The sequence below is a fragment of the Dactylosporangium aurantiacum genome, from assembly GCF_000716715.1.
Classification (GTDB): domain Bacteria; phylum Actinomycetota; class Actinomycetes; order Mycobacteriales; family Micromonosporaceae; genus Dactylosporangium; species Dactylosporangium aurantiacum.
The window spans coordinates 1-21,436 of the sequence record NZ_JNYJ01000039.1 but is presented as its reverse complement, the minus strand read 5'-3'; the positions used below and the strand labels follow the sequence as shown (position 1 = coordinate 21,436).

General features: G+C 74.6%; 19 protein-coding genes and 2 pseudogenes. 8 read left to right on the top strand and 13 right to left on the bottom strand.

Going from position 1 to position 21,436, the window contains the following annotated elements; genetic code table 11:
• Positions 1–2: 2 nt before the first annotated feature.
• From OP18_RS36245 to OP18_RS57925, 3 genes are all read left to right on the top strand, one after another.
• Complete coding sequence (locus OP18_RS36245) at positions 3–1,298, top strand: FAD-binding oxidoreductase (RefSeq protein WP_052387853.1); 1,296 nt, start codon at positions 3–5, stop codon at positions 1,296–1,298.
• Positions 1,295–1,852 (top strand): dihydrofolate reductase family protein, encoded by a 558-nt coding sequence (locus tag OP18_RS53550; protein WP_052387852.1) that lies wholly within the window; start codon positions 1,295–1,297, stop codon positions 1,850–1,852. Before OP18_RS36245 ends, OP18_RS53550 begins: the two co-directional genes overlap by 4 nt.
• A 238-nt stretch (positions 1,853–2,090) precedes the next feature.
• Positions 2,091–2,276, top strand: coding sequence for a hypothetical protein (locus tag OP18_RS57925; RefSeq protein ID WP_156090038.1), 186 nt, complete (start codon positions 2,091–2,093; stop codon positions 2,274–2,276).
• Positions 2,277–2,858: 582 nt separating this feature from the next.
• Here the strand turns inward: OP18_RS57925 and OP18_RS36230 are convergent.
• From OP18_RS36230 to OP18_RS62060, 3 genes are all read right to left on the bottom strand, one after another.
• Positions 2,859–3,905, bottom strand: coding sequence for a hypothetical protein (locus tag OP18_RS36230; RefSeq protein WP_052387851.1), 1,047 nt, complete (start codon positions 3,903–3,905; stop codon positions 2,859–2,861).
• A gap of 26 nt (positions 3,906–3,931) precedes the next feature.
• Complete coding sequence (locus OP18_RS36225) at positions 3,932–4,822, bottom strand: hypothetical protein (RefSeq protein WP_211273774.1); 891 nt, start codon at positions 4,820–4,822, stop codon at positions 3,932–3,934.
• Between the two features lie 167 nt (positions 4,823–4,989).
• Complete coding sequence (locus OP18_RS62060; protein ID WP_033363673.1) at positions 4,990–6,087, bottom strand: SPFH domain-containing protein; 1,098 nt, start codon at positions 6,085–6,087, stop codon at positions 4,990–4,992.
• Between the two features lie 79 nt (positions 6,088–6,166).
• Here OP18_RS62060 and OP18_RS36215 point away from each other — a divergent pair, with 79 nt between their 5' ends.
• Positions 6,167–6,847: an NUDIX hydrolase gene (locus tag OP18_RS36215; RefSeq protein ID WP_033363672.1), complete on the top strand. Its 681-nt coding sequence runs from the start codon at positions 6,167–6,169 to the stop codon at positions 6,845–6,847.
• Here the strand turns inward: OP18_RS36215 and OP18_RS36210 are convergent.
• From OP18_RS36210 to OP18_RS57920, 4 genes are all read right to left on the bottom strand, one after another.
• Positions 6,826–7,611: an ABC transporter permease gene (locus OP18_RS36210; RefSeq protein ID WP_033363671.1), complete on the bottom strand. Its 786-nt coding sequence runs from the start codon at positions 7,609–7,611 to the stop codon at positions 6,826–6,828. The genes OP18_RS36215 and OP18_RS36210 overlap by 22 nt on opposite strands.
• 3 nt (positions 7,612–7,614) lie before the next feature.
• Entirely contained in the window at positions 7,615–8,400 is a 786-nt protein-coding gene (locus tag OP18_RS36205; protein ID WP_033363670.1) for an ABC transporter permease, read from the bottom strand.
• On the bottom strand, positions 8,397–9,401 hold the full coding sequence (locus tag OP18_RS36200; protein ID WP_033363669.1) for an ABC transporter ATP-binding protein: 1,005 nt from the start codon (positions 9,399–9,401) through the stop codon (positions 8,397–8,399). Before OP18_RS36200 ends, OP18_RS36205 begins: the two co-directional genes overlap by 4 nt.
• A gap of 156 nt (positions 9,402–9,557) precedes the next feature.
• Complete coding sequence (locus OP18_RS57920) at positions 9,558–9,704, bottom strand: hypothetical protein (RefSeq protein WP_156090037.1); 147 nt, start codon at positions 9,702–9,704, stop codon at positions 9,558–9,560.
• Between the two features lie 79 nt (positions 9,705–9,783).
• Between OP18_RS57920 and OP18_RS62680 the strand changes: the two are divergent.
• A pseudogene (locus OP18_RS62680) lies at positions 9,784–9,960 on the top strand (ectoine synthase); the annotation flags it as partial.
• A gap of 96 nt (positions 9,961–10,056) precedes the next feature.
• On the opposite strand, the gene OP18_RS36195 reads toward OP18_RS62680, so the two are convergent.
• The 4 genes from OP18_RS36195 to OP18_RS36180 all read right to left on the bottom strand — a co-directional run bounded on the left by OP18_RS36195 (position 10,057) and on the right by OP18_RS36180 (position 12,789).
• Positions 10,057–10,683 (bottom strand): FMN reductase, encoded by a 627-nt coding sequence (locus OP18_RS36195; RefSeq protein ID WP_033363668.1) that lies wholly within the window; start codon positions 10,681–10,683, stop codon positions 10,057–10,059.
• Complete coding sequence (locus OP18_RS36190) at positions 10,680–11,786, bottom strand: LLM class flavin-dependent oxidoreductase (protein WP_033363667.1); 1,107 nt, start codon at positions 11,784–11,786, stop codon at positions 10,680–10,682. The genes OP18_RS36195 and OP18_RS36190 overlap by 4 nt, the downstream gene beginning before the upstream one ends.
• A 73-nt stretch (positions 11,787–11,859) precedes the next feature.
• Entirely contained in the window at positions 11,860–12,381 is a 522-nt protein-coding gene (locus tag OP18_RS36185; protein ID WP_033363666.1) for a cytidylate kinase family protein, read from the bottom strand.
• 39 nt (positions 12,382–12,420) lie between these two features.
• The gene (locus OP18_RS36180; RefSeq protein ID WP_033363665.1) at positions 12,421–12,789 is read right to left on the bottom strand and encodes an Mth938-like domain-containing protein; all 369 of its coding nucleotides are present in this window, start codon (positions 12,787–12,789) and stop codon (positions 12,421–12,423) included.
• A gap of 160 nt (positions 12,790–12,949) precedes the next feature.
• Here OP18_RS36180 and OP18_RS36175 point away from each other — a divergent pair, with 160 nt between their 5' ends.
• Both OP18_RS36175 and OP18_RS36170 read left to right on the top strand, forming a co-directional pair.
• Positions 12,950–16,720 carry an ATP-binding protein gene (locus tag OP18_RS36175; RefSeq protein WP_063745686.1) on the top strand — a complete coding sequence of 1,257 codons (3,771 nt, stop codon included), beginning with the start codon at positions 12,950–12,952 and terminating at the stop codon, positions 16,718–16,720.
• 62 nt (positions 16,721–16,782) lie between these two features.
• The gene (locus tag OP18_RS36170) at positions 16,783–18,129 is read left to right on the top strand and encodes an FAD-binding oxidoreductase (RefSeq protein WP_033363664.1); all 1,347 of its coding nucleotides are present in this window, start codon (positions 16,783–16,785) and stop codon (positions 18,127–18,129) included.
• A 16-nt stretch (positions 18,130–18,145) separates the two neighbouring features.
• Here the strand turns inward: OP18_RS36170 and OP18_RS36165 are convergent, their stop codons facing one another.
• On the bottom strand, positions 18,146–18,658 hold the full coding sequence (locus OP18_RS36165; RefSeq protein WP_033363663.1) for a hypothetical protein: 513 nt from the start codon (positions 18,656–18,658) through the stop codon (positions 18,146–18,148).
• Between the two features lie 299 nt (positions 18,659–18,957).
• Here OP18_RS36165 and zwf point away from each other — a divergent pair, with 299 nt between their 5' ends.
• A complete protein-coding gene (zwf, locus tag OP18_RS36160; protein ID WP_052387850.1) occupies positions 18,958–20,484 on the top strand; it encodes a glucose-6-phosphate dehydrogenase in 1,527 nt (508 codons plus the stop codon).
• Between the two features lie 832 nt (positions 20,485–21,316).
• On the opposite strand, the pseudogene OP18_RS61115 reads toward zwf, so the two are convergent.
• Positions 21,317–21,436: pseudogene (locus tag OP18_RS61115) on the bottom strand (IS5 family transposase); the annotation flags it as partial.

Genomic DNA, 21,436 nt, shown 5'->3' with positions numbered 1-21,436 from the left:
GCATGACGACGACAGCGACCGCGCAGGTGCTCCGGCCCGGCGACCGCGGCTATGACGAGGCCCGGCAGGTGTGGAACGCGATGTTCGACCGCCGCCCGGCGATGATCGTGCGGTGCCGGTCCGCCCGGGACGTGGCCGCCGCGGTGCGCACCGCCCGGGACCGCGGCCTCGAGGTGTCGGTGCGGTGCGGCGGGCACAGCGCGGCCGGGTTCGGTGTCACCGACGGCGGCCTGATGATCGACCTGACCCCGATGGGCCGGGTGCGCGTCGACCCGGTGCGGCGCCGCGCGGCCGTCCAGGGCGGCGCGCTGCTGGGCGCCCTCGACGCCGCCGCCCAGCGGCACGGCCTGGCCACCACCGCCGGCAACGTCTCCCACACCGGGGTCGGCGGCCTCACCCTCGGCGGCGGCATGGGCTGGCTCGCCCGCCGGTACGGCCTCGCCTGCGACAACGTGCTGTCCTACGACCTGGTGATCGCCGACGGCGAGCTGCTGCACGTCGACGCCGGGTCGCAACCGGACCTCTACTGGGGGCTGAAGGGCGGCGGCGGCAACTTCGGCGTCGTCACCCGGTTCGAGTTCGCGCTGCACGACACCGGCACGTCGGCGCTCGTCGTGGAGGCGACGTTCACCGGCGCCGCCCGGCACGCGGCGATGCGCCGCTGGCGCGACGAGCACCTGACCGCGCCCCGGCAGGCGACCTTCACCGCGTCCAGCGGCCCCGGCACCCTCACGCTCGGCTACGTCTGGGTGGGCCCCGGGTCCTACTCGCCGGCGTTCGTCCAGGGCGGCTCGGTGACCCGGCGGCCCATGTCGTACCTGCGGCTGCAGCGCCGCGAGGACAGCTCGGGCCGGCACGCGCTGCGCCGGTACGGCCGCTCGCACTACCTCAAGTCGCTGCCCGACGCGGCCGTCGACGCCTTCGTCGCCGCCGGTGAGCACTGCGGCGCGGGCCTGCAGGGGTACGGCGGCGCGATCGCCGACGTGCCGCACGACGCGACCGCGTTCGGCCACCGCGACACCATGTTCGAGTTCGGCGCCGGCACGTCGTGGACCGACCCGGCGTCGGACGACACCCGCCGTGCGGCGGCCCGGGCCGCGGCGGCCCTGCTGGAGCCCTACGCCGGCGGCGTCTACGTCAACTCCCTCGGCGCCTTCGAGGACGAGGGCCCGGCGGGGGTGCGCCGCGCGTACCCGCCCGCGCACCTGGCCCGGCTGACCGCGCTGAAGGACCGCTACGACCCCGGCAACGTCTTCCACCTCAACCAGAACGTCACGCCCTCGAAGGACCCGTCATGACCAGGATCGTCGCGCACATGCAGACCACCCTCGACCACCGCATCGCCACCGCCGACGGCACGTTCTGGCAGCCGTTCGACTGGGGCGAGCGGGAACAGGCACACATCAACGACTGCTACCGCGGCGTCGGCACCTGGGCCATGAGCCGCGTCCACTACGAGGCGATCGTCCCCTGGTGGGAGGAGGTCGCCGCCGGCCGGGTCCCGCCCGGCGCGGACACCCTGACCCCCGCCGACGTCGAGTTCAGCACCCTGCTGTCCGGCCTGCGGAAAGTGGTCTTCACCAACGACCCCACCTTCGCCGCCGCCCCGGTCCTGCGCGGCGACCTCGCCCCGCAACTGGCGGCCCTGGACGGCGACGTCGTCCTCTCCGCGGGCCCGGCGACCCTGGCGCCGCTGTGGCCGGTCGTCGACGAGCTGCTCCTCGCCGTCCACCCGCTCGTCCTCGCCTCGGGGCCGGCCCTGTTCACGGTGCCGCTGTCGCTGTCGCACCTGTCGACGACCACGTTCCCGAGCGGCATCCAGGTCACCCGGTACGCCGTGCACCACCCCTGACCCCGCGCCGCCGCCGCCGTCGAGCCGGCGGTGCCCGGCACCCTGACGTGGCCGTGGTGCCGCGCGGTAGCCGGCGCAGGCATCGGCGCACCGGTGGGCTCGACCGTCTCAAGGCCGGGTTCGCGGTATGGCGCATCCGGGACGCGGTGTCGACGGGGTCCGCGTCGACGGCGGCGGCCCGCGCCGGCAACGGTGACGGCGAGGAGGCGTGGTGGTCGCTCGCGCCTACACTCGCGCCATGAGGCGAGCGGACCTCGTGTGGTGGGTGCTCCTCGGCGCCGGGTCCGCCTTCGCCGCAGCGATGTTCATGTTGGACAAGACCCCACCGCATCTGCTCTTCGCCGTGCTGCCGGCGTTCGGCATCGCGGCGACACTGTCGCGCAGCTGGCTCCGGGCCCGGTCGAGCCACTCCCGCGGCCGCTAGCCGGCCGCTCAGGCGCCCGCCACCGGGCGGCTGGATCTACCGGCGGGCCGGGCCGTGCAGCGCGGTCAGCGGGTCCGGTGTATCCGGCTGCCGTGCCGAGCATGCTGTGGTCCACGGACCTCGGCACGGACCTCGGCACGGACCTCGGCACGGACCTCGTCACGGACCTCGTCACGGACCTCGTCACGGACCTCGGCACGGACGTCGTCGCGGATCTCGGCGCGGCCGGCGCGACCGAGACGGTCGGCGACCGTGTCACACCGGCGCGGTGCCGATGGGTCGCCGGGCGGCGTGGACCCGCGGCGACGCGCTTGCTCGGCCCAACTTCGTCCGCCCGGATGACCGCCGCGGCGCGCTGCTCCCGGGACCGCTCCGGGCTGGCTTCCGGACACCACGCGGCCGGCGGTGACCACGCGGCCGGCGGTGACCACGCGGCCGGCGCGCAGGCGGTCCGTCGTCACGGATTCCGGCCCGCGCGTCGGACGCCGAGACCGAAAGCGCCGGTCGGACCGGGACCCCACCCTCAAATGCCCACGGCAGTCATCATCCCAGTGGGGTACGACAGAAAACCCTCGCGGACCGTCAGCGGGCCGAGCGGCGGCTGGTGCGGCGGGTGACGCGCTTGCGCTTGGGTTTGGTCTTGCGGCGGGGCACGGTCGCCTGCCAGCGGCGCAGGCGGAGCACCTTCTCGTAGCGTTCGACGAGGCGCTCGCGCTGCTTCTTCGTGCAGCCGAGCTGCTCGGGCTCCAGGCGGGCGATCCGGTCGGCGATGACGGCCGCCGCGGCGTACCGGGCCCAGGTCGGCTTCTGGCGGGCCAGGTGGCGGGCGTGGGCGGCGAGCACGTAGCGGGCCGGCGGGTAGTCGGCGAGGGTCAGGCCCTGGCCGGTGCCGTCGGCCATGGCGCGCAGCAGCGCGGCGGTGTGGTCGACGAGCTCGTCGTCGGCGTCGTCGGCGATGATCGCGGCGTGCAGGTGGGCGGCGGTGGCGACGGCGCCGGCGGTGACCGCGTCGAGGTCGTCGCCGGCGCAGGCGTGCCGCAGCAGCCAGGCCCGGACCTCGGGCAGGACGGCGACCTCGCAGAGGGCCTCGATGACGGGGACGCGGCCCCAGCCGCGGGTGCGTTCGGCGAGCCACAGCAGGGCCTCGACGCCGGCGTCGCCGCGGTGGCGCAGCGACTCGGCGGCGAGCGCGCCGAACTCGGCGGACAGCAGGCCGATCGTGCGGATCAGCTCGATGTCCTTGTCCGACGCCGTCGCCTCGGTGCCGAGCAGCGCCAGGCCGACGGCCACCTCGCGCCGGTCGACGCCGTGACGCACCAGCCACCGGCCCGTGCGGCGGACCCGTTTGCGGCCCGCGCGCAGCGCCGCGGCGGCGACGTGCTCGTTGTCGTGGACCGGGACGTACACCTCGTCGAACGCGCCGACGAGGGCCCGCGGCGCGGCGGCCGGCGAGGCGAAGTGCGCGTCGAGGATGGCGGCGACGTCCGCGCCGACCCGCCGCGCGTCGCGGCCGATCGCGGTGCGGGGGCGCGGGTCGTCGGGGTACGGCTCGCCACCTGCGGGCAGCGGGTCGTCCTTGCCCTGGCGGTGCAGCAGCACCGCGTGGTCGTGGAGCCGTTCACGGATCATGGCCAGACATGGTGTCACACCGCAGGTCACATGACGAGACGCAGTTTTCGCGCGGCGACGCCGACGGTGACCCGCTGCCCCCAGGACAGTTCGAGGCGGTCGGGCTCCAGGCCGTCGGCGAACACGACGAGGCCCTCGCCCTCGCTCGCCAGCTCCAGGGTCTGCGCGCCGTCGAGCCGGCCGCTGGTCAGCGTGACCCCGGTCGCCGGTGACGGCCAGGCCTCCCGGACGAACCAGGTGAGGGCCGCCTCGCCCGGGGCCGGTGGTGACGGGGCGTCCGCGCGCTGCCGGGCGATGGAGGAGCACCAGCCGGTGGCGCCGGTGCCCGTACCGACGACGACGCCCGACGACGAGTGGCGCTCCCGCGAGCCGTCCGATGTGGACAGTGTGTAGCGCGCCGACTGGTGGGTGACGTGCCCGAAGTAGATCTCGTTGAGGCCGAGCAGCTCCTGGCCGTCGTCGAGGGCGGCGGACACCATCGTGCGCTCCTGCACGGGCAGGCCGGGCAGGTCGCGCAGCAGCCGGCGCAGCCGGTCCGGCGGATGGCGGACGAGCACCCCCGGGTTCCGGTCCGGGGCCGGGTTGACGCCGATGACGGGCTGGCCGTCGAGGTACTTGGCGACGTTGGCGACGAGCCCGTCCTGCCCGACGGCGACGACGACGTCCTCCGGGGCGAACAGGAACCGCGACAGGTCGGCCCGGTCGAGGTGGCCGCGGCGCCAGTCGGCGGGCACGGCCGCGCCGGCGGTGGTGAGGGCGGCCTGCTGGGCGGCGTGCCGGGCCGCGACCTCGTCCAGGTCGCGGCCCCGCTGGCGGAGGAAGTACGCGGCGGCGGCCATGGTGCCGTGCCGGGCGAGCAGCTCGTCGAGCTCGCTGCGCCGCGACACGAGCACCACCCGCGGTGCCAGGGTGCTCACGACGGCCCTGCCCATCTACGCATGACGGATCGCTCCTTGATGACGACGGCGACGGACGGCTCAGGCGGCGGACCGCAGGCGGCGCACGACCCGGCGGCGCCGGACCCGCAGCACCCGGTGCACCAGCGACCACCGCCGGGCCAGCACCGTGCGGCTCGCCACGCCGGTCACGACCGGCCGCCGAGGCGGTCGACGAGCCCGGTCAGCACGTCCGGGGTGACCGTCAGCTGGCCGATCTCGGGCAGGTTGCCCGCCAGCTCCCGCAGGGCCAGGGCCTGCAGGACGCCGGGCGGAAGGTCCCGGTACGCGGCCAGGCGCGCCGTCTCCGCCTCCGCCTCGGCCAGCCCGACGGCGCGCACGCCCTCGGCGCGGGCCTCGGCGCGCAGCCGGTCGGCGTCGGCCTCGGCGGCCGCGGCGAGGCGGGCCCGCTCGGCGTCGGCGAGCGCGGTGACCTTGGAGCGTTCGGCGGCGGCGGTCGCCGCGACCTGCTCGCGCTCGGCGACGGCCTGGGCCGCGACGAGGGCCGCGGCCGCGTCGACCTCGGCCTTGCGGCGGGCGTTGGCGCCGTGCTGCTCGACCAGCTGCTGCTCGCGGCGGGCCAGCTCGATCTTGTTCTGCAGTTCGTTCTCGGCGATGGCGCGCTCCTGCTCGACGGCGCGGGCGCGGCGCGCGTACGTGGCGCGGTCCGCGTCCTGCTGCACCGCCTCGCGGGTCGGGGTCTGCAGGGCCCGCTCCAGGTCCGGCTCGGGGCGGATCGCCACGACCCGGGCGCTGACCACGCTGACGCCGGTCTCGGTGAGCCGCGGGTCGCCGCTGAGCGCCTGGGACACCGCCTCGCGGACCGGGGCGATCCCGGTGGTCAGCGCGTCGGTCAGCGACAGCCGCGCCAGCAGGTCCAGGGCCGGCTGCTGGGCCAGCTCGGCGAGCAGGGTGGCGACCTGGTCGAGGGGCTGGCCGCGCCACGAGCCGGCCCGCGGGTCGACGGAGAAGTCCAGGCGCGACGCGGCGACGTCGGGGGCGCTGATCCGGTACGTGACCGTCGCCTGCACCGTGACGTCGGCGAAGTCGGCGGTCCGGGCGTGGAACAGCAGCGGCAGCTCGCGGTCGTCGACGGGCACCTCGGACAGCACGGCGGTCAGCGGCCGGTAGTAGAACGACTGGCCGACGCCCTCGTGGCGGACCTTGCCCTTGACGTGGTGGCGGACCCAGGAGGTCGGCGCGCCGCGTAGGTGGCGCAGGAACAAACGGGTGGTCACGTCGGCCATGGTGGCTCCTACCTGATGCGTTATCGTCAGTCTGACGATATCCGTCCCCGTCCTTTCTCGTCAATGTGGTGATAAGTACATGACATTCGCCGTGACCGTCGACCTGGTGATGCTGACGATCCGCGACGGTGCGCTGTGCGCGCTGCTCATCCGCCGGGCGATCCCGCCGTACCAGGGGAACAGCGCGCTACCGGGAGGGTTCGTGCTCGCGGACGAGGACCTCGACGCCGCCGCCGAGCGGGAGCTGGTGGAGGAGACCGGGCTGCGCGGCGCCGGGCACCTGGAGCAGCTGGGCAGCTACGGCGCGCCCGGCCGGGACCCGCGCGGGCGGGTCGTCACGATCGCCTACCTGGCCCTCGTGCCGGACGCCCCGGCACCGCGCGCCGGCAGCGACGCCGCCGCCGCGGACTGGGTGCCGGTCACCCGGCTGCCGGACCTCGCGTTCGACCACGGCCGCATCCTCGCCGACGGGATCGAGCGGGCCAGGGCGAAGCTGGAGTACACGCCCCTCGCCGCGGCGTTCTGCCCGCCGGAGTTCACGATCGCCGAGCTGCGCGGCGTGTACGAAGCGGTCTGGGACACCCGGCTCGACCCGCGCAACTTCCACCGCAAGGTGACCTCCACCGACGGCTTCGTCGAGGCGACCGGCCGGTCCACCGCCGGCGAGCGGGGCCGCCCCGCGCAGCTGTTCACCCGCGGGGCGGCCCCGGTGCTGTACCCGCCGCTGCTGCGCAGGGGTCAGTTGCCGGCACTCTCGTAACGGCGCAGTCCGCGCGAGAAGACGAACCAGGCGACCGTGAGGCAGTACGCGGCGACGAGCGGGGTCAGCAGGCCCACCCATGCGCTGCCGCCGCCGAGCAGGAACGTGACCGGGAAGAAGCTGACGAACGCGAACGGCAGCGCGAAGCCCAGCGCCGCCTTCAACGCCAGGGGGTAGATCGACAGCGGGAACCGGGCGAGGTCGCCGGCCTGGTGCACGGCGAAGGCGAACAGCGGGCTGGGGCTCTGCATCCAGAACGACACCGAGTTCGTGGCGAGGTTGATCGCCACCTTGATCGCGATCGCGGACAGCAGCACGACGACACCGGCCACGATCCTGCCGGCGGACCAGTCCACGGCGAGGTTCGCCAGCGCGAAGCCGAGCATGAGCCCGCCGGTGACGATGTTGGACAGCCCGTTGACGCCGATCTGCATGCTGCTGACCTGCAGGACCACCGGGTACGGGCGGACCATCATGTAGTCCAGGTCGCCCTGGTTGATCTGCCAGGCCAGGTTCCACATGCCCTCGAAGAACAGCGAGCCGACGCCCTCGGCGATCGCCACCATCGCGAACATCGCCACGACCGCCCAGAACGACCAGCCGTTGATGTGCGGGACCTTCGCGAAGATCGCCGCGAGGAACACGACGTTGACGACCTGCATGATGACCGTGCCGACCATCATGATCCAGAAGTCGCTCTCGTACTCCAGCAGCGAGCGCACGTGCGCCCCGAGCAGCCGCACGTAGAGCCGGACCGTGCGCATCGCTCAACCCCCGTTCACGGTCAGCCGGCGCAGCCCGCGCCGGAACAGCAGCCGGGCGCCGAACCACATGGCGAGCACCCAGCCGAGCTGGGTGGCGACCAGCAGCAGCGCGTGCGTACCGGACGCCCGCCCGATGAAGATCAGCGCCGGGGTCGAGGTGAGCCCGGCGAACGGCGACCACTGCGCCGCGGTCGCCAGCCAGCCCGGGAAGAACGCCAGCGGCACCAGCGCCCCGGACAGCAGGCTGGTCAGCGCCTGCCTGGCCCACATCACCCCGACGTAGTTCTCCGTCCAGAAGCAGGCCATGGTGCTCAGGTACGACACCGCGAACTTCAACGGCACCAGCAGGACCATGCTGGCGGCGAACAGCGCGAGCATCGGCCCGGGCGGGGTCCGCAGCGCGCCGCCGACCGCGACGGTGACCGCCACGACGGCCGCCACGGCGACGACCTCGATCCACACCCCGCCGGCCGTCTCGGCGAACCGGGCCCGCTGGTAGTCCACCGGCTTCACCAGGTCCAGCGAGACCAGCCCGGAGCGGATCCGGTGCGACATGCGGAAGTCCACGAACGTGCCGACCAGCGTCGCCGACGCGAACCCGACCACCAGGTAGGCGCGCATCTGCGGCCAGTCGAACCCGCCGACCCGGCCGTCGCCGAGCAGCACCTTCCACACCGCCAGCAGCGCGATGAGCTGGAACGCGACCCCGCCCACCGACAGCAGGAAGTTGGCCCGGTACGCCAGCGCGCTCAGCGCCGCGGCCCGGGCGTGCGCGAGGTACGGCTTCACGGCGTGAGCACCAGCTCACCGGAGTACACCCGCCGGATCACGTCCTCGATGGACGGCTCGTCGACGCCGAAGTCCACGAGGTTCGCCAGCGGCGCGAGCGCGGTCACGACGTGCCCGGCCGTCATCGTGAACCGGTCGAAGCGCACCGAGAACTGCAGCGGCGTCTCCCCGGCGGTGACCTGCGCCCCCGGCAGCGCCGCGCGGACGTCGTCGAGCACGGCGGCCGTCTCCGTCTGCACGTTGAGGATCCGCTCCCGGGCGAACGCGTCCTTCACCGCCTCCAGGTCGCCGTCGAAGATGATCCGGCCCTCGTCGATGATGACCAGCCGCCGGCAGAACCCCTCGATGTCGCCGAGGTCGTGGCTGGTCAGCATGACCGTGGTGCCCTCGTCGCGGACCGTGCGGAAGAACTCCCGCACCCGGTCCTTCACCGCGAGGTCCAGCCCGATCGTCGGCTCGTCCAGGTACACCACCGGCGGGGCGTGCAGCAGCGCCGCGGCCAGGTCGGCGCGCATGCGCTGCCCGAGCGACAGCTTCCGGCCGAGGACCGGCAGCACCTCGCCGAGCTCCAGGACGTCCTCGAACCTCGCCATCCGCCGCCGGTACGTGCCGTGGTCGACGCCGTACACGTCGCGCAGCACGGCGAGGGACTCCGACACCGGCAGGTCCCACCACAGCTGGGTCCGCTGCCCGAACAGCACCCCGATGCGGTGCGACACGGCCATGCGGTCCCGCTGCGGCGACAGCCCGTCGATGCGCACCTCGCCCGAGGTCGGCACCAGGATGCCGCTGAGCAGCTTCACCGTCGTGGACTTGCCCGCGCCGTTGGGTCCCACGTACGCGACCGCCTCGCCGGCCTCGATCGTCAGGTCGACGTGGTCGACGGCGGTCTTGTCCACGAACCGCCGCGTGAAGAGATGTTTGACGGCCCCCCGCAGCCCCGGATCCTTGTCCGGCCTGCGGAAGACCTTGGTCAGTTCTCGAGCCTCCACAAGTGCCATCGGCGCGAGCCTAGTATTTCTTCGCGATCCGTATTAACCGGTTTTCCGCGGGCCGGGCGGCCGGCAGCTCGGTTCCTGGCGGCCAGCAGCTCAAGCCCGGGCGGCCAGCAGCTCAAGCCCGGGCGGCCAGCAGCTCAGGCCCGGGCGGCCAGCGGCTCAGGCCCGGGCGGCCAGATCCGCGAGGGGTGCGCCGGTGAGCCGGTAGACGGCGATGTCCTCGCCGAGCACGGAGGGGATCCCGGCGCCGACCGAGCGGTAGTACGCGTCGGTCGGCGCGTTGGTCGGCCGGCCCCACCACTGCATGTGCCGGTAGCCGCGACCGCTTCATCGCCCGCACCACCCAGGCCAGCGTCGCCGCCCGCGGCGCGGAGGGAGTGACACCATGATCGTCCGGGACCCGAGCCGGGCCGAGACGGTCGACTGGGGCAACGGCCTGAGCCGCCGGTACCTGCTGGAGGCCGACAGGATGGGCTTCACCGTCCGCCACACCACGGTGCGCCCCGGCACGAGGTCCCGGCCGCGGTACCGCCGGCACCTGGAGGCGTGCCCGTGCATCGGCGGCACCGCCCAGCCACGGCCGCTGTCCAGTCACGACCGCCGCCGCGCGGCCCTGGGCCGGGGGCGGCGTGGGGCTGCGCGGCGGCGGGTGGTGCGGTCAGAGGCGCAGGTCGTTCGTCACCGCGCGGCCCTGGCCGGACAGCAGGGCGTCGAACGTGGTGGTCAGGGCGAAGGGGTCGGCGACGACCGGCGCCGCCCGGCGGCCGACGAGGTCGGCCAGTTCGCGGCCGGCGCGGTCGATGCGCCGGTGCAGGGTGGCGTCGCCGCCGGTGGCCCAGTCCTCGGTGGCGGCGAACACGGCGGTCGGGGCGACCACGGCGTGCAGGTACGTGAACATCGGCCGCAGGGCGTGCTCGAGGGCGAGGGAGTGCCGGGCGGTGCCGCCGGTCGCGCCGAGCAGGACCGGCTTGTCGGTGAGCACGTCGTCGCCGAGGACGTCGAAGAACGACTTGAACAGGCCGCTGTACGAGGCGTTGAAGATCGGCGACACGGCGATCAGCCCGTCGGCGGCCGCGACCGCGTCGAGGACGTCCTTGAGCGGCGGGGCGGGGAAGCCGGTGAGCAGGTGGTCGGTGATCTCGTGCGCGTGGTCGCGCAGCTCCACCACCCGCACCGCGGTGTCGGGGCCGATCTCGCGGGCCGCGGCCGCGGCGAGGCGGTCGGCGAGCAGGCGGGTCGACGAGGGCTGGCTGAGCCCGGCGGCGATCACGACGAGGCGTTTCATGCGTCCACCTTCGGTGACTCGGCGGCGGCGGAAGCGGCGGCGGCCTTCAGGGAAGCGTGCGTCGGGGCGTCCGGCACGTGCGCGGGGCGGCCGACCGCGAACTCCTTGCGCAGCACCGGCACGACCTCCTCGCCGAGGATGTCCAGCTGCTCCAGGACGGTCTTCAGCGGCAGGCCCGCGTGGTCCAGCAGGAACAGCTGGCGCTGGTAGTCACCGACGTACTCGCGGAAGGACAGCGTCCGGTCGATGACCTCCTGCGGGCTGCCCACGGTCAGCGGGGTCTGCGCGGTGAAGTCCTCCAGCGACGGGCCGTGCCCGTAGACGGGGGCGTTGTCGAAGTACGGCCGGAACTCCCGCTTGGCGTCCTGCGAGTTCCTGCGCATGAACACCTGCCCGCCGAGGCCGACGATCGCCTGGTCGGCGGTGCCGTGGCCGTAGTGCTCGAAGCGCTGCCGGTACAGCCCGACCATGCGGGCAGTGTGCTCCTTGGGCCAGAAGATGTGGTTGGCGAAGAAGCCGTCGCCGTAGTACGCGGCCTGCTCGGCGATCTCGGGGCTGCGGATCGAGCCGTGCCACACGAACGGCGGCACGCCGTCCAGCGGGCGCGGGGTGGCGGTGAAGCCCTGCAGCGGGGTGCGGAAGTTGCCCTCCCAGTCCACCACGTCCTCGCGCCACAGGCGGCGCAGCAGCGCGTAGTTCTCCACCGCGAGCGCGATGCCGTTGCGGATGTCCTGGCCGAACCACGGGTACACCGGACCGGTGTTGCCGCGGCCCATCATGAGGTCCACCCGGCCGTCGGCCAGGTGCTGCAGCATCGCGTAGTCCTCGGCGATCTTCACCGGGTCGTTGGTGGTGATGAGGGTGGTCGCGGTCGACAGCTGCAGCCGGCTGGTCCGCGCCGCGATCCAGCCGAGCATGGTGGTCGGCGACGACGGCACGAACGGCGGGTTGTGGTGCTCGCCCAGCGCGAACACGTCCAGGCCGACCTCCTCGGCCTTGAGCGCGATCGTCACCATCGCCTTGACCCGCTCCGCGTCCGTCGGCACCCGTCCGGTCGTCGGGTCCTGGGTGACGTCACCGACGGTGAACACTCCGAACTGCATGGCACACGCTCCAAGCTCCTGGGTCTGACGCACAGGAGAACATAGCTGCTGAGTCAAACATTCCGCGAGTGAACTATCGCACGGCCAGCAGCCGGGCCGTGTCCCGGTGCGAGCGGATCCGGATGAAGTCCAGGTCCTGGCGGTCGGCGGCGGCTTTCGTGTACCGGTCGCGGTAGACCTCGTGCCGGGTCCACGCCCAGCGCAGCAGCGACCGCTCCGGGTCAAGCCGCAGCAGGCTGGTCAGCCGCTCGCGGTTGCCGTTCCACAGCACCTGGCGGGTCACGCCGCGGCGGATCGTGCGCCACAGGACCTGGCGCACGACGGTGCGCCGCGGCAGGTCGAACCAGACGACGGTGTCCGCCCGCGCCCACACCAGATCCAGCACGGCGCTGTAACCGCCGTCGATCACCCAGCCGTCGCCGGCGGCCAGCTCCTCGACGATCTTGCGGAACTCGTCGACGTCGATCGGCGTCCAGCCGGCCAGGTGGTGGATGGCGTCGAGCTCCACGAACGGCACCCCGAGGCGGGCGGCCAGGGCCCGGCCCAGGGTCGTCTTGCCCGACCCCGAGTTGCCCACCACCGACACCCGGCGCACGCTGCCGTCCTCGCTCGCTTCAGGTCGGGCCGCTCCCGGTCAGCAGGTGCTGTGGAACAACCCGCCGACCGCCACCGAACCCACGAGACTGTTATACACGTCGATGGCTTCGCGGGTCTCGGCGACGTGCACCTCGACCCCCCGGGCCTCGAGGGCCTCGACGGTCGCGTCCGGCACGCCGAGCCGCTCCTCCATGCCGCGCGACAGCACGACCACCGTCGCGCCGTGCTCGAGCAGCTCCTCGGCGTCGGCGAGCTGGATGCCGGGGGTGTGCCCGGTGCCGGTCTCGCCCCAGTCCCACGCCCGCCCGCCGCCCGGCCACACCTTCAGGTCCTTCACCACGCCGAGGTCCTCGACCTCGATGCGGCCCCAGCTGACCGCGACGATCCGCGGCGATCGTGCCCCCATGACCTGAACCTCCCGATCCGCTGCCAGCCGGTCCCGCTCGCACGGTACCGCCGGTGCCGCCGGTCCGCACGGACGGTGCGGGTTCCGGGTGAACGGCTGAGGAGCCGCGCCCCGCCGGCGCGGTACCTTGATCGCTCGGATCGTCGCGCAGGGAGGGCCGGTGCAGGTCACGCCGCCGTCCGGCAGGCTGTGGGTCAGCGTGCTCGGGGACATGACCGCCACGGTCGACGGCGCGCTCGTCGACCTCGGCGGGCGGCGCCAGCGCGCCGTGCTCGCGGTGCTCGTGCTGCACCGGGGCGACATCGTGCCCACCGACCGGCTCATCGACTGCGTGTGGGGCGGCCACCCGCCGGCGAACGCGGCCGGCGCGCTGCAGGCGTACGTGTCGCACCTGCGCCGCCGGCTGGAGCCCGGCGCGACGGCCCGGGCCCGCGGCAACGTGATCGTGTCGCGGCCGCCGGGGTACGCGCTGACGCTGGACCCGGAGGCGGTCGACGCGTGGCGCTTCGACCGGGCCGTCACCGCGGCGCTCGGCACCGGCGACCACGGCGCGCAGCGCGACCTGCTCGGCGCGGCGCTGCGGCTCTGGCAGGGCCCCGCCTACGCGGAGTACGCCGACGAGCCGTGGGCGCAGGCCGAGGTGGCGCGCCTGGCGGAGCTGCGCGAGGTGGCCCGGGAGCAGCTGCTCGCGGCGCGGCTCGCGCTCGGCGACAGCGCGCTGCTGGTGCCGGAGCTGGAGCAGCTCGTCGCGGCCGAGCCGCTGCGCGAGCGGCGCTGGCGGCTGCTGGTGCTCGCGCTGTACCGGGCGCACCGGCAGGGCGACGCCCTCGCGGCGCTGCGCCGGGCCCGGCAGACGCTGTCGGAGCAGCTCGGTGTCGACCCCGGGCCGGCGCTGCGGGCCCTGGAGGCGGAGGTCCTGGCCCAGTCGGCGACCCTCGACGCGCCGCAGCGGCCGGCGGAGACGGGGCCGCCGGTGGAGCGGCCCATGACGGTCGCCGTGACGCGGGAGGCGGCGCGGGACCCCGCCGGCGGTGTCCCCGGCGGTGTCCCCGGCGGTGTCCCTGCCGGTGTCCCTGCCGGTGGACAGGAGGCAGCGGACCGCACGTCCGGCGGGAACCCCTCGCCGGTGGCGGCCGCCGGTCCGGCCGGCACCGCGCCGCAGGCGCCGGTCGCGCCGGTGCCGGTACCGACGACGCGGAAAACGCCCGAAGAGCACCTCGTCGACCGGGACCGGGAGGTCGCGGAGCTGCGCCTCGCGGCGGCGGACGCGTTCGGCGGGGTGCCGCGGCTGGTGATGATCGAAGGGCCGGCCGGGATCGGCAAGAGCCGGCTGCTGACCGAGGCGCGCCGCATCGCCGACGGGCACGGCGCGCTCACGCTCACCGCGCGGGGCAGCCAGCTGGAGAAGGAGTTCGGCTTCGGGGTGGTGCGGCAGCTGTTCGAGGCGCTGCTGACCGACCCGGCGGAGCGGGAGCGGCTGCTCGCCGGCGCCGCCGCGTCGGCCGCGTCCGTGTTCGACCTCGGCACCGACACCGGCGAGCGCGGCGACCACACGTTCGCGGCCCTGCACGGGCTCTACTGGCTCACCGCCAACGTCGCCGCCACCCGGCCCGTCGCGATCGTCGTGGACGACCTGCAGTGGTGCGACACCGGGTCGCTGCGGTTCCTGGCGTACCTGGTGCGCCGCCTCGACGGGCTGCCGGTGCTGCTGGCGGCGACGCTGCGCACCGGGGAGCAGTACGAGGACGACGCGCTGCTCGCGGAGCTGCAGCTGGACCCGGCGGCGGCGCCGGTGCGGCCCGGCCCGCTGAGCGCGGAGGGCGTCGTCGACCTGGTGCGGCAGCGGCTCGGTGCCGGGGCCGAGCCGCGGTTCGTCGCCGCCTGCCACCAGACCACGTCGGGCAACCCGCTGCTGGTGCGGCAGCTGCTGCGCGCCCTGGAAGCCAACGGCGTGCGCCCCACCGACGCGCACGCCGGCACCGTCACCGCGATCGGGTCCCGGGCCGTGTCCAGCATGGTGCTCATCCGGCTGCGGCGGATGCCGGCGGCGAGCACCGCCGTCGCGCGGGCGATCGCGGTCCTCGGCGACGGCGCGGGCCTGCCCACGATCGCCGCGCTCGCCGGGGTCGACGAGCCGGCCGCCGCGGCCGCCGTCGCCGCGCTTGCCCGGGCCGAGGTGGTCCGGCACGAGTACCCGATCGGCTTCGTGCACCCGCTCGTGCGCGACGCCGTGTACCAGGACCTGCCGCCGGGGGAGCGGCAGCTGCTGCACGAGCGGGCGGCGAAGGTCCTCGGCGGGCTGTCGGCGGCGCCGGAGCAGATCGCCGCGCACCTGCTGCAGATCCCCGAACGCGCCGACCAGTGGGTCGTCGACGTGCTGCTGGCCGCGGCCGACCGGGCGCTGCACCGCGGCGCGCCCGAGGGGGCCGCGGTCTACCTGCGGCGGGCCGTGGCCGAGCCGCCGGCGGCGGCGCGGCGCCCCGGGGTGCTGCTGCAGCTGGGGCAGGTGGAGACGCTCAACGACGGCCCGGCGGCGATCGCGCACCTGCGGGCCGCGTACGACGACCCGATCACCGACCCGGCCACCTTCGCCGCGGTGTCCCGGATGCTCACCCACACGCTGATCTTCACCGGGCCGGAGGGCAACGCGCCGGAGTTCGCGCGGCGGGCCTCGGCGCGGCTCGCCGCCGAGTTCGTCGACGAGCGGCAGGGGCTGCAGGCCCTCGAGCGCATCGCCGGGTACATGTACAGCGGCGACCCGTGGTCGTTCCCGGCCGAGGAGCCGCGGATCACCGGTGCCGGGCTCGGCGCCCGGATGCTCGCCGTGTGCCGCGGCTGGGAGCTGCTCGCCAAGGGCATCCAGCTGGACGAGGCGGCACGGCTGGCCCGGTTCGCCCTCGAGGACGACGTCCTGCTGCGCGGCGACCCCGGGCTGTTCTGGGCCATCGCCGGGGTGATCCTGGAGGACGCCGAGCAGGACGCCGGCACCCTCTGGGACGACGCGCTGAAGCTCGGCCACACCCGAGGCTCGCTGTTCACCGTCCTGGCCGCCCAGCTGTGGCGCGGCTGGCGGGAGTGGCAGCGCGGCGACCTGCCCGAGGCGTGCACGTCGCTGGTCGCGGCCAACGAGCAGAACCTGCGCTGGGGCGGCATCCCGACGCTCGGCATCGCCTACGGCGAGGCGTTCCTCATCCGGGCCCTCGTCGACCGCGGCGAGCTGGCCGAGGCGCGGGCGTTCGTCGACGAGCGGCACGACCGGCCCCGCGTCGGCGACGGCACCCGCCTGTTCAACCAGGCCGAAGCCGTGCTGCTGATGGCGGAGGGCCACCCCGGGCAGGCCCTCGCCGTGATCGGCCGGCAGCACGACGGCAACCCGATGTGGTTCGAGGAGCGCTCGCTGCGCGCCGCGGCCCTCGCCGCGCTCGGCCGCACCGACGAGGCGGTGGCGCTGGCCCGCTCGGACCTGGCCGACATGCGGCGGTGGGGCGCGCCGCGCGGCGTCGGGCGGGCCCTGCGGCAGGTGGGGGAGCTGCGCCGGGACCGCGCCGAGCTGCTCGCCGCGGTGGAGCTGCTCGCCGGTACGCACGCCCGGCTCGAACACGCGCGGGCGCTGTGCGCGCTCGGCGAGCTCGACCGTGACCCCGCGCCGCTGCGGGGGGCGCTGCGGCTGGCCGAGGCGTGCGGGGCGGTGCCGCTGCGCTCCCGGGTCGCCGCCGCGCTCGGCGCCCTCGGCGAGCGGGTGCCGGCGCAGCCGTCGGCGTCGCTGACCACCGGCGAGCGGCGCATCGTGGCCCTGGCCGTCGGCGGCGCCGACGACCGCGACATCGCCCAGGCGCTGTTCCTCACCCCGCACACCGTGCAGGACACCCTCGCCGCGATCCGCCGCAAACTGGGCGTCACCACCCTCGCCGAGCTGCGCGCGCACGTCTGACCCGGCCGGCCTCTCAGGTCGCCCGCAAGTCCGTCCCAAGGCCGCGGCGGCACCGTACCGGTATGACCACTGTTGCGACCTCACTGCGCGGCCTGTGCGGCGGCGCGGTCCACCTGCCCGGCGACCCGGGGTACGACACCGCGCGGACCCCGTGGAACCTCACGGCCGACCAGCGTCCCGCGGCCGTGGCGTACCCGGCGGACGCCGACGAGGTCGCCTCCGTGGTCCGTGCCGCCGCCCGGGCCGGGCTGCGGGTCGCCGCCCAGGGCACCGGCCACAACCCGGGGCCGCTCGGCCCGCTCGACGACGTGGTCCTGCTCCGCACGCCGGCGATGACCGGCGTCACCGTGGCCGGGCGCACCGCCCGCGCCGAGGCCGGCGCGCTGTGGGTGGACGTGGTCGAGCTGGCCGCGCCGCACGGGCTCGCCGCGCTGCACGGCTCGTCACCGGACCTGGGCGTCGTCGGGTACTCCCTCGGCGGCGGCGTCGGCTGGTACGCCCGCACCCACGGCCTGCAGGCCAACGCCCTCACCGCGGTCGAGCTCGTCACCGCCGGCGGGACCCTGCTGCGGGCCGACGCGACCCGCGAACCGGACCTGTTCTGGGCGTTGCGCGGCGGCGGCGGCAACTTCGGCGTCGTGACCGCCGTCGAGTTCGACCTGTTCCCGATCGTCTCCGTGTACGCCGGCCTGCTCGCCTGGGACTGGCGCGCCGCGCCCCGGGTGCTGCCCGCGTGGCTGGCGTGGGCGGCGACCGCGCCGGACGCGGCGACGACCGCGCTGCGGCTGCTGCGGGTGCCGCCGCTGCGGCACGTGCCGCCGGCGCTGCGGGGTCGCCGGCTGCTCGTCGTCGACGGCGCCGTGCTCGGCCCGGCCGGCCCTGACCTGGTGGCGCCGCTGCGGGCGCTGCGGCCCGAGGTCGACACGTTCGCCGAGCTGCCGCCGGCGGCGCTGCCCCGGCTGCACCTGGACCCGGAGGGCCCGACCCCGGTCGTGTCACGCTCGGCGCTGCTCGGCGATCTGCCGGCGGCCGCGGCCGACGCGCTGCTCGCCGCCGCGGGCCCGGACTCCGGCACGTCCCTGGCGGTCCCGGTGGAGCTGCGCCAGCTCGGCGGCGCGCTGGCCCGGCCCGCCGCCGGCGGGGGCGCCCTGCCGGTGCTGGACGGGGCGTTCGCGCTGTCGTCGGCCGGGATCGCGGCGACCCCGGAGCTGGCGGCCGGGGCGGCGGCGGACGCCGGGCGGGTGGTCGCGGCGCTCGCGCCGTGGGCGACCGGGTCGCGGTACCTCAACCTCACGGCGGAACGCGTCGCGGCCGAGGCGGCGTTCCCGCCGGCGACCGTGCGGCGGCTGCGGGCGATCCGGGCGGCCGTCGACCCGGGCGGGCTGTTCGTGGCGAACCACCCGCTGTGACGCCGTTGGAAGCGTTTTACAGGTAGACGTCGACGCGGCCGCTGAACATGCCGTTGGTCTGCTCGAGGCGGGCGGTGACGGCCTCGCGTGAGCGGTCGAACTGCAGCCGGTTCTCCTCCGCGCGCTGCCGCAGCGTCTCCTCCAGGCGCAGCTGCTCGGCGATGCGCTGCTGGTCCTCGAGGCGCCGCTGGTCCAGCAGCCGCTGCTGCTCGGCGCGCAGCTGCTCGTCGCGGAGCCGCTGGGCGTCGTCGGCCCGCAGCCGGTCCTGGCGGATCGCGTCCTGGCGGATGGCGTCCTGCTCGTCGAGCCGGCGCCGGTCCAGGGCCCGCTGGTCGTCGAGCCGGTCCAGCGACCGCTGGTCCTGCAGCCGCTGGTCCTGCAGCCGGTCCTGGGCCCGCTGGTCGGCGAGGCGGTCCTGGGCCCGCTGGTCGTCGAGGCGCTGCTGGTCCACCAGGTCCGTCTGGCGCTGCGGCGCCACCTGGGTGGCGGTGAGACCGGTGGTGGTGGCTGCTACCGGTGTGATCGTCATCGCGTATCCCCGTCCTGCGACCCGACTACTCTCCGAATGCTCTTGACCACTCCAGGTTACCCACTGTGCCGCGTCATCACCACCGCGGCCGCCCGCCCGGTGCCGCTCGTGGCCCGTGTGACCGATGAGCTTCCTGTGTCCCGTCCAGTGGGACGCGGCGTCCGGTGCGAGGTCCGTGAAACCGCTTGCCTGGCCGTAGATTGGGATCTGCGAGACGCCGGTCACGTTCTGGAATCGTTGCTGTGCGCGGCGGTTGACTCGTAGTGTCACGGCGGCAGTCCGAGGAGAGGCGCGCATCCATGCCCAGCGACAACGGCACGATCGGCGAGCACGTCACCATCCCGCAGGAGTCCGACGACCGGCACGCCCCACCGGCGACCGTCGTCATCTTCGGCGCCTCGGGCGACCTGACCCGGCGCAAGCTGATCCCCGCGATCGAGAGCCTGGCCCGGCACAACCGGCTGACCGACCACTTCGCCGTCGTCGGCGTCGCCCGCACGCAGATGGACGACGACCAGTTCATCCACGCGGTGCTCGGCGACCGCGGGCTGTCCGGCATGCCGCAGCTGGCCGGCGCCGTGCGGTACATCTCCGGCGGCTACGACGACCCGGAGACGTACAAGCGCCTGGCGACGGTGCTCGACGAGCTGGACCACCAGCGCGGCACCTCCGGCAACCGGATCTTCTACCTGTCCACGCCCGCCGAGGCGTTCCCCCTGGTCATCAACGGCCTGGCCGGTGCCGGGCTGCACCAGGCGCGCGAGGGCTCCTTCGCCCGGCTGGTCATCGAGAAGCCGTACGGGCACGACGAGCGCAGCGCCAAGCAGCTCGACGCCACCGTGCACGCCGCGTTCGACGAGTCGCAGGTCTTCCGCATCGACCACTACCTGGGCAAGGACACCGTCCAGAACGTGCTGGCGCTGCGCTTCGCCAACGCCATCTTCCAGCCGATCTGGGACCGCACCTGGGTCGACCACGTCCAGATCACCGTCGCGGAGACCCTGGGCGTCGGCACCCGCGGCAGCTTCTACGAGCACGCCGGCGCGATGCGCGACATCGTGCAGAACCATGTGCTGCAGGTCCTCGCCCTGGCCCTGATGGAGCCGCCCGCGTCGTTCAGCGCCGAGGCGGTCCGCAACGAGAAGGTCAAGCTCCTGCAGGCGATCCGCCTGCCGAGCGGCCGCGCCATCGACGACATCGCCGTGCGTGGGCAGTACACCCGCGGCGGCTCCCGCGAGGAGCTCATGCCCGGTTACCGCGAGGAGCCCGGCGTCGACCCCCTGTCCCGCACGGAGACCTACGCGGCGCTGCGCCTGGACGTCGACAACTGGCGCTGGGCGGGCGTGCCCTTCTACGTGCGCACCGGCAAGCGCCTGCCGAGCCGGGTCACCGAGGTCGCCCTGCAGTTCCAGCGCCCGCCGCACCTGCCGATCCCCAACCGGCAGCTGACCGAGCTGCAGCCCGACGCCCTCATCCTGCGCATCCAGCCCGACGAGGGCATCGCCCTGCGCTTCGGCGCCAAGGTCCCGGGCCACTCGTTCCGGGTCCGCTCGGCGAGCATGGACTTCTCCTACGACAAGACCTTCCGCGAGGAGTCCCCCGAGGCCTACGAGCGCCTCCTGCTCGACGCCCTCATCGGCGACACGACCCTGTTCATCCGCTCCGACGAGGTCGAGCAGTGCTGGCGCATCGTCGACCCGATCCTGGAGCGCTGGTCGGAGGACACCGGCCCCATCCCGACGTACGAGGCCGCCTCCTGGGGCCCGACGGAGGCGAACCGCCTCATCGAACGCAGCGGCCGCGCCTGGCGCAACACCGTAGCCTGATCCAACCGAGCCCCACGCCGCCCCGCAAGGCCTTCGGGCGGCGTGGCGGTGTGAAGGCGTTCCTCCGTGCCGGCCGGTGTGGCGTTCCTCCGTGCCGGGTCGGTCCGCGCGGTTGTCTGACGTCGGTGTGGCGCCACGGCGGTGGTTTGGGTGTTCGCCTGGACGGTGCGGCCGGGGGTGGTGTGCCGGGGGTGGTGTGCCGGGGGGTCGCTTGATGTCGGCGCGGCACGACGGTGGTGACTTGGCGCGGTCGCGCGGTCGTGGTTTGAGGTGTTCGCCTGGTTGGTTGGCCGGGGTTGCGCGCCGGGATCGGTCCGTGCGGTTGTTTGATGCTGGTGTGGCGGCACGGCGGTGGTTTGGCGGGTTTCGCGGTGGCGGTGGTCTGGGTGTTCGCCTGGACGGTGCGCCTGGGGGCGCGTGCCGGGGTTGGGCCGGTGCGGTTCGCGCGGTTGGTTGATGGTGGCGTGGCGCTGCCGCACTGGCTTGGTGGCCTCGGGTGGCGATCGTGGTGGAGGGATTCGCCTGACTGTCGGTGCGGCTGGGTGCCGCGCGGCTTTGGCGAGGTGGTGTGAGCGGTTGAGGTTGCCGGCTCCAGGCGGGTCGTCGCGGCGGTGGGTGGTCGGATCGATTCGCCTGACCGCAGGTGTGACCGGCCCGCGTCACGATCTGACGAGGGCCTCTGCGAGGTCCGCGTGCCCGGGTCCTGTGCAGGATTCGCGTGTCCGTGTGCCTGACTGGTCCACATGCCGGCGTGCCTGACTGTCCGCGTGCCGGGGCGCCACATGGGTCCGCGTGCCGGGCCGCCTCATTAGGGCGCGTTTTGTAAGTCTGGTCAGAGCCATTCGCCGATGACGGCGATGGTGAGGACGGCTTGGAAGCGTACGGCGAGTTTGTCGTACCGGGTGGCGACGCCGCGGTGGCGTTTGAGTCGGTTGATGCCGCACTCGACGGC

Coding starts and splice junctions, on each gene's coding strand:
- OP18_RS36245 (WP_052387853.1), top strand. CDS start 3: ATGACGACGACAGCGACCGCGCAGGTGCTCCGGCCCGGCGACCGCGGC.
- OP18_RS53550 (WP_052387852.1), top strand. CDS start 1,295: ATGACCAGGATCGTCGCGCACATGCAGACCACCCTCGACCACCGCATC.
- OP18_RS57925 (WP_156090038.1), top strand. CDS start 2,091: ATGAGGCGAGCGGACCTCGTGTGGTGGGTGCTCCTCGGCGCCGGGTCC.
- OP18_RS36230 (WP_052387851.1), bottom strand. CDS start 3,905: ATGATCCGTGAACGGCTCCACGACCACGCGGTGCTGCTGCACCGCCAG.
- OP18_RS62060 (WP_033363673.1), bottom strand. CDS start 6,087: ATGGCCGACGTGACCACCCGTTTGTTCCTGCGCCACCTACGCGGCGCG.
- OP18_RS36215 (WP_033363672.1), top strand. CDS start 6,167: ATGACATTCGCCGTGACCGTCGACCTGGTGATGCTGACGATCCGCGAC.
- OP18_RS36210 (WP_033363671.1), bottom strand. CDS start 7,611: ATGCGCACGGTCCGGCTCTACGTGCGGCTGCTCGGGGCGCACGTGCGC.
- OP18_RS36200 (WP_033363669.1), bottom strand. CDS start 9,401: ATGGCACTTGTGGAGGCTCGAGAACTGACCAAGGTCTTCCGCAGGCCG.
- OP18_RS57920 (WP_156090037.1), bottom strand. CDS start 9,704: ATGCAGTGGTGGGGCCGGCCGACCAACGCGCCGACCGACGCGTACTAC.
- OP18_RS36195 (WP_033363668.1), bottom strand. CDS start 10,683: ATGAAACGCCTCGTCGTGATCGCCGCCGGGCTCAGCCAGCCCTCGTCG.
- OP18_RS36190 (WP_033363667.1), bottom strand. CDS start 11,786: ATGCAGTTCGGAGTGTTCACCGTCGGTGACGTCACCCAGGACCCGACG.
- OP18_RS36180 (WP_033363665.1), bottom strand. CDS start 12,789: ATGGGGGCACGATCGCCGCGGATCGTCGCGGTCAGCTGGGGCCGCATC.
- OP18_RS36170 (WP_033363664.1), top strand. CDS start 16,783: ATGACCACTGTTGCGACCTCACTGCGCGGCCTGTGCGGCGGCGCGGTC.
- OP18_RS36165 (WP_033363663.1), bottom strand. CDS start 18,658: ATGACGATCACACCGGTAGCAGCCACCACCACCGGTCTCACCGCCACC.
- zwf (WP_052387850.1), top strand. CDS start 18,958: ATGCCCAGCGACAACGGCACGATCGGCGAGCACGTCACCATCCCGCAG.